Consider the following 7,322-nt stretch of genomic DNA (forward strand, 5'->3'; position numbering starts at 1 on the left):
CACTTCCAAACCGCCGAATTTGCGCTTATGTTACGCCTCAACTCGAACAATATAGTCATACAATAAGAGAACCGATCATGTCTGATAAGAAACCCACCCTGCGCTCCGCCCAATGGTTTGGCACTGCCGACAAGAACGGCTTCATGTACCGCAGCTGGATGAAGAATCAGGGCATCGCCGACCACCAGTTCCACGGCAAGCCGATCATCGGCATCTGCAACACCTGGTCGGAACTGACCCCGTGCAACGCGCATTTCCGCCAGATCGCGGAGCACGTCAAACGTGGGGTGATCGAGGCTGGGGGCTTTCCCGTGGAATTCCCGGTGTTCTCCAACGGCGAGTCGAACCTGCGCCCGACTGCCATGCTCACCCGCAACCTGGCGAGCATGGACGTCGAAGAAGCGATTCGTGGCAACCCGATTGACGGTGTCGTGCTGCTGACCGGCTGCGACAAAACCACCCCGGCGTTGTTGATGGGCGCGGCCAGTTGCGACGTGCCGGCGATCGTCGTCACCGGTGGGCCGATGCTCAACGGCAAGCACAAAGGTCAGGACATTGGTTCGGGCACCGTGGTCTGGCAGCTCAGTGAACAAGTGAAAGCCGGCACCATCACCATCGACGATTTCCTTGCGGCCGAAGGTGGCATGTCCCGCTCGGCCGGTACGTGCAACACCATGGGCACCGCCTCGACCATGGCCTGCATGGCTGAAGCACTGGGCACTTCCCTGCCCCACAACGCGGCGATTCCAGCGGTCGATGCGCGTCGTTATGTGCTGGCGCACATGTCCGGCATGCGCGCGGTGGAGATGGTTCGCGAAGATTTGAAACTGTCGAAAATCCTCACCAAAGAAGCCTTCGAAAACGCCATTCGGGTCAACGCTGCGATCGGTGGTTCGACCAACGCCGTGATCCATTTGAAAGCCATCGCCGGGCGCATCGGCGTGGAACTGGACCTCGACGACTGGACCCGCATAGGTCGCGGCATGCCGACCATCGTCGACCTGCAACCGTCCGGGCGTTTCCTGATGGAAGAGTTCTACTACGCCGGTGGCCTGCCAGCGGTGCTGCGTCGTCTGGGTGAAGCCAACCTGATTCCGCATCCGAATGCCCTGACCGTCAACGGCAAAACCCTCGGCGAGAACACCAAGGACGCGCCGATCTATGGCCAGGACGAAGTGATCCGCACACTCGACAACCCGATCCGCGCCGACGGCGGCATCTGTGTGTTGCGCGGCAACCTCGCACCACTGGGTGCGGTGCTCAAGCCTTCAGCCGCCAGCGCCGAACTGATGCAACACCGCGGGCGTGCGGTGGTGTTCGAGAACTTCGACATGTACAAGGCGCGGATCAACGACCCGGAACTGGACGTGGATGCCAACTCGATTCTGGTGATGAAGAACTGCGGTCCGAAGGGTTACCCGGGCATGGCCGAAGTCGGCAACATGGGCTTGCCGGCCAAGTTGCTGGCTCAGGGTGTGACGGACATGGTGCGCATTTCCGATGCGCGCATGAGCGGCACGGCGTACGGCACTGTCGTTCTGCACGTGGCCCCGGAAGCAGCCGCTGGCGGACCTTTGGCGACCGTGAAGGAAGGTGACTGGATCGAACTCGACTGCGCCAACGGCCGTCTGCACCTGGACATTCCCGACGCCGAACTGGCGGCGCGCATGGCCGATCTGCAGCCACCGCAGCAACTGATCGTGGGTGGCTATCGCCAGCTGTACATCGACCATGTGCTGCAGGCGGATCAGGGTTGCGATTTCGACTTCCTGGTTGGTTGCCGTGGCTCTGAAGTACCGCGCCACTCTCACTGATCACCCCCTGTAGGAGTGAGCCTGCTCGCGATAGCGGTCGAACATTCAACACTGATGTTGATTTAACTACCGCTATCGCGAGCAGGCTCACTCCCACATTGGTTCTTCATCTGATTCAGGACCGGGTCCGCGCCTGCTATCATGCGCGGCATCTCCATCGCCCAGGATCGCGCCGTTCCCCATGGATTACCGCAAACCCTCCGACCGCAAAAGCATGCACTCGCGCATCGTCCAGGAACTGGGCATGCAGATCGTTTCAGGACGCTTCAAGCCGTGTGACAAACTGCCTGCCGAAGCCCTGTTGTGCGAGGAGTACGCGGTCAGCCGTCCAGTCCTGCGCGAAGCCACCCGCGTGTTGGTCGCCAAGGGTCTGGTGTATTCCCGTCCGCGAGTGGGCACGGTGGTCAAGCAGCGCAAGGAATGGCACATGCTCGATCCGGATGTGCTGCACTGGCTGATGCAAAGCAGCCCGCAAAATGAATTCTTCGACCTGCTGACCAGCGTGCGCAGCATCATCGAACCGGCAGCGGCCGCCCTCGCCGCGCAGTTCGCCACGGACGATGACATCGCCTCCATCGGTGAAGCCTACCAACGTATGGAAGCGGCGCCGACGCCGGAAGCACTGCTGCAACCGGACCTGGATTTCCATAGCCGGATCGCCGATGCGACCCATAACGACTTGCTGGCCAACCTGTGCAACATGCTGTCGGTGGCGATTGCCGAAGCCTTGAAGCATTCCAACCAGCGGCCGAATCTGCATGAACTGGCATTGCCCCGGCACAAGGCGATTCTGACGGCGATCGAGAACCGGGATGCGCTGGGTGCGCGGCATGCGACGTTGGTGCAGCTGGATGATGCGCGTAGTGCGTTGAATGCGGTGCTGGGTACCGATCCTTCCTGACACAACACAATCCCATAGCTACAAAAATCCCCTGTAGGAGTGAGCCTGCTCGCGATGACGGAGTGTCATTCGACATAGATGTTGAATGTTAGACCGCTATCGCGAGCAGGCTCACTCCTACAGGGGGGTAGTGTTGAATTCGGGATGTAAAAAAGCCGCAACCATGGTTGCGGCTTTTCTATTTCAGTCTGGGATCAGTGAGCAAACAACGAATTGCCCTTCTGCCCCGCCAATTTCTCCGGCTTGATCAGGAACCGTGCCAGCGCTGGCAGCAGCCACAGTGCGCCGAACATGTTCCAGAGCAGCATGAAGGTCAGCATCAGGCCCATGTCGGCCTGGAACTTGATGGCCGAGAAGATCCAGGTGCACACGCCGATCGCCAGGCACAAACCGGTGAACAGCACGGCTTTACCGGTGGACTTCAGCGTCTGGTAGTACGCCTCTTGCAATGGAAGACCGGCACGCAGGAAGCTTTCCAGACGGCTGTAGATGTAGATGCCGTAATCCACGCCAATCCCCACCCCGAGTGCCACAACCGGCAGGGTTGCGACTTTCACGCCAATGCCCATGAAGGCCATCAGGGCGTTCCCGAGTACCGAAGTCAGTACCAGCGGCAGCACGATGCACAACGTCGCTGCCCAGGAGCGGAAGGTGATCATGCACATGGTCGCCACGCAGATGTACACCAGGACCAGGATGGTCAGCTCGGATTCCTTGATCACCTCGTTGGTGGCGGCCTCGATCCCGGCATTACCGGCGGCGAGGATGAATTCCAGGCCTTCCTTGTTGTTCTCCTTGGCGAAGTCTTGCACCGCATGCACGGCGCGATCCAGCGTGGCGGCCTTGTGATCGTTGAGGAACACCAGCACCGGCGCCAGGGAGCAACTGTTGTTGTACAGACCATCAGCCCGAGCGATCGAGTTGTTCAGCACGTCCGGGTTACGTGAAAGGGTTTCCCATTTCAGGTTGCCCTCGTTCATGCCCTTGATCATCTGCTTGGACACGGTCACCAGCGAGATCGCCGACTGCACGCCCTCGGTGTTCTGCATCTTCCACATCAGCTCGTCGATCGGCGCCATGGCTTCGTAACGCGAGCAGCCTTCGGACTTGGTCTTGACCATCACCACCAACACGTCGGAACTGGTGGAGTAATTGCTGATGATGAAGTTGTTGTCCTTGTTGTAGCGCGAGTCCGGGCGCAGTTCCGGAGCGCCCTGATCGAGGTCACCGATTTTCAGGTTCTGGCTGTACCAGAGGCCGCCGCTGAAGGCCAACAGGGCCAAAACAATCGACACCGGCGCCACTTTCGGGCTGGCAAAGTTCGACAGCAAGCGCCAGAACGGGTGTTCGCGGTGCGCGTCTTTCTTGCTGCGTTCGACGGCACGTTTGCTGATACCGACGTAGGAAATCGCCACTGGCAGCAGGATCAGGTTGGTGAACACGATCACCGCCACGCCGATGGACGCGCCGATGGCCAGTTCACGAATCACGCCGATGTCGATGATCAGCAGCGTGATGAAACCCACCGCATCCGCGAGGATCGCAATCATCCCCGGCAGGAACAGCTGACGGAACGTGCGCCGTGCCGCAGTCAGTGCGTTGTCTGCCTCGCTGGACTGCAAGGCAATCCCGTTGATCTTCTGCACACCGTGGGAAATACCAATGGCGAAGATCAGGAACGGCACCAGCATCGAATACGGATCGAGCCCGAAGCCGAAGAAGTGCATCAAGCCCAACTGCCAGACCACCGCCACCAGCGTCGTACTCAACACCGCCACGGTGCTGCGCATGCAGTTGGTGAACCAGTAGAGCAGGATCAACGTGATGACGAAGGCGACGCCGAAGAACATCACCACCATGACCAGCCCATCGATCAGGTCGCCGACTTTCTTGGCGAAACCGACGATGTGGATCTGCACGTTAGGGTTCTGGGCTTCGAATTTGTTGCGGATCTTGTCTTCGAGTTCGTGAGAGAACTTGCGATAGTCCAGCGCCAGCAACTTGCCCTGGTCCTGCGGGTCCGGGTAGGACTCCAGCAGCGGGATATCGACAATGCTCGACTTGAAGTCGTTGGCCACCAGACGCCCGACCTGACCGGACTTGAGCACGTTGTTGCGCAACAGGTCGAGGCTTTGCTGGGAACCGTTGTAGCTCTGCGGAATCACTTCACCACCGGCGAAGCCCTCCTCCGTCACTTCGGTCCAGCGTACGCTCGGGCTCCACAGCGACTTGAGGCCGGAACGATCAACACCGGAGATGTAGAACACCTCGTCGTTGATCTGACGCAGGGTCTCCATGTACTCCTTGGAGAAGATGTCGCCATCAGTGGCTTCCACCGAGATGCGCACCGTGTTGCCCAGGTTCGCCAGATCGTTGCGATGCTCCATCATCTTTTGAATGAACGGATGCTCGAGCGGGATCATTTTTTCGAAACTGGTGGACGGCCGGATCAGCGTCGCCTGCCAGAACAGGAAAATACTGACCAGCAGGCAGATGACGATCACTGCCGGGCGGTTGTTGAAAATCAGGCGTTCGAGAAACGTCGCCTTGTCATGATGATGAGTGCTCAAGGATGTCATAGACCCGCCTTCTTATTATTTGCCCGGCTCATTTGGACGACCCATTTTTTCCATTTTCTGCGCCGGTTGGCGAAGTGAGGCGAACGCCACCCTGTCCTGCCAGAATCAGATTGCCGTTGCCCGCCGCGGTGACTGCCGAAACGGAAATGCGATCCGGACGGTTGAACACGCTGAAGGTTTCGCCGTTGTCGTTGCTGCGGATCACCGAGCCACCGTTACCGACGATCACGATGGAACCGTCGTCGAGCAGCGTCGCGCCGGACAGACCGAACTCCAGCGCACCGCGAGCGGCCTTGAGCTCAACCGGCTCCCAGGTCGTACCAAAATCGGTGGAGCGAAACAGATTGCCCCGCAGCCCGTAGGCCAGCAGTGTGTTGGCTTGAGCGGTGCCGATCACGCCGAACAGCGAACCTTGGTAGGGACCTTCAAGCTTTTCCCAGGTCTGGCCCCCGTCGGCAGAGCGGAACATGCTGCCCTGCTCGCCGACGATGAACAGCCCGGCATCCTTGACCGCGGCAATGCCGTTGAGGTGGTACTGGTCTTCGTTGTCGAGGCGATCGCTGACGTCATCCCAGGTTTTGCCGCCGTCGGTGGTGGCAATCAACGCACCGTAGGCGCCCACGGCAAAGCCGCTGTTGACGTCCTGGAACCAGACGTCGAGCAGCGGCGATTCGCGTTTCAGATCTTCGAATTGCTTGGTCCAGGTGACGCCGCCGTCCTCGCTCGCGAGGATCTGCGCATCATGGCCAACGGCCCAACCGTGTTTGTCGTCGACGAAATACACCGACGTCAGCAGTTGCCGCGTCGGCACCTTGGCTTGGGTCCAGGTCGCGCCCTGGTCATCGGAATACAAAATGTGCCCGCGATCCCCGACCGCCACCAGGCGTTTGCCGGCGTGCACGACGTCGAGCATCAGGCTCTTGCTGGCTTTGGCAGATTCAACGGAATAAACAATGTCGGATGCCGGCGCCGCAGCGGCCAGCGCAGGTGCCGACAGCACGGCACAGCCCAACAGCGAGAGCGCTGTAGCCAGCAACGCGAATTTGCGTAATGCCGGCGGGCGGCAGATACCCACACCCATGACAGGCTCACTCATAGACCTTCCCCCATTATTATTGTTAGGTCGTTCAACCTTTCTGGGCGCCATAAGGGTGCTCTTTGCGAATGCCTTTTCTGAAGCATACTCCTGAAATATGCAATCTAGAGCCCCTTCGGAAGCTGGCTTATCCTATCGGGGTTTGGAAAGGTCTGACAATCGACGCCACGTTATGTTTTGTTAACCTGGAGGGGTATGGGGGTTGGGTGAATGTTTGGGTATCAGGTGGGGTGATTGGGTTTCGGGGTTTCGGGGTTTGGTGTACATATCCATTTTTGCGGTAACGGCTACTTATGGTTTCGCTCTTACAGCGAGTCACTTTTCCAAACGCCGAAAAGTAACCAAAAGGCTTCGCCCCGGCGTACGGCGCCTCGCTGAGGCTCCGCGTTCCCTCGCTACGGTGTCCATCAGGGGGCATCGCCTACGGTCTGCTTCGCGACGACCTCCTCTCGATGTGTGCGGCTTCGCCGCACGGCGCTACGCGCCTAACCCCCTGATGAACACCTACGCTCGGCCTGCCGAAGGGGCGAAAGATCAAAAGCAGATCAAGATCAAGATCAAAAGCCACAGCCACAGCCACAGCCACAGCCACATACACAGCCACAGCCACAGCCACAGCCACAGTCACAGCAGACATCAATCCCGGCCCGGCAAAAATCCAAATGTGGGAGCGAGCTTGCTCGCGATAGCGGTGTGTCTGTCGACATCAATGTTGAATGAACAATTGCCATCGCGAGCAAGCTCGCTTCCACAGTTGAATTGGGTACATCTGCAAGATATTGATCGGCTGTCAGGCCGCCTTCGCGAGCAAGCCCGCTCCCACAATGGGATGAGGGACATATCTGAAAGAAATTGGTCGACTGTTGAGCCGCCTTCGCAGCCAGCTACCACAATGGATCGGCGTAAACCCTGCTTCTCACCACTCAACAGGC

General features: G+C 59.1%; 4 protein-coding genes. 2 read left to right on the forward strand and 2 right to left on the reverse strand.

What is annotated here, in order from left to right:
* Positions 1 to 77: 77 nt before the first annotated feature.
* Together VD17_RS09600 and VD17_RS09605 are read left to right on the forward strand one after the other, a co-directional pair.
* The gene (locus VD17_RS09600) at positions 78 to 1,814 is read left to right on the forward strand and encodes an IlvD/Edd family dehydratase (protein WP_046053636.1); all 1,737 of its coding nucleotides are present in this window, start codon (positions 78 to 80) and stop codon (positions 1,812 to 1,814) included.
* A 181-nt stretch (positions 1,815 to 1,995) separates the two neighbouring features.
* On the forward strand, positions 1,996 to 2,715 hold the full coding sequence (locus tag VD17_RS09605; RefSeq protein ID WP_046053637.1) for a FadR/GntR family transcriptional regulator: 720 nt from the start codon (positions 1,996 to 1,998) through the stop codon (positions 2,713 to 2,715).
* A gap of 194 nt (positions 2,716 to 2,909) precedes the next feature.
* On the opposite strand, the gene VD17_RS09610 is transcribed toward VD17_RS09605, so the two are convergent.
* Both VD17_RS09610 and VD17_RS09615 read right to left on the reverse strand, forming a co-directional pair.
* Positions 2,910 to 5,294, reverse strand: a complete 2,385-nt coding sequence (locus VD17_RS09610) for an efflux RND transporter permease subunit (protein WP_046053638.1) — start codon at positions 5,292 to 5,294, stop codon at positions 2,910 to 2,912.
* Between the two features lie 28 nt (positions 5,295 to 5,322).
* Entirely contained in the window at positions 5,323 to 6,390 is a 1,068-nt protein-coding gene (locus VD17_RS09615) for a WD40/YVTN/BNR-like repeat-containing protein (RefSeq protein ID WP_046053639.1), read from the reverse strand.
* Positions 6,391 to 7,322: the final 932 nt, after the last annotated feature.

Origin of the sequence: Pseudomonas fluorescens (assembly GCF_000968015.1) — a bacterium.
Lineage (GTDB): Bacteria > Pseudomonadota > Gammaproteobacteria > Pseudomonadales > Pseudomonadaceae > Aquipseudomonas > Aquipseudomonas fluorescens_W.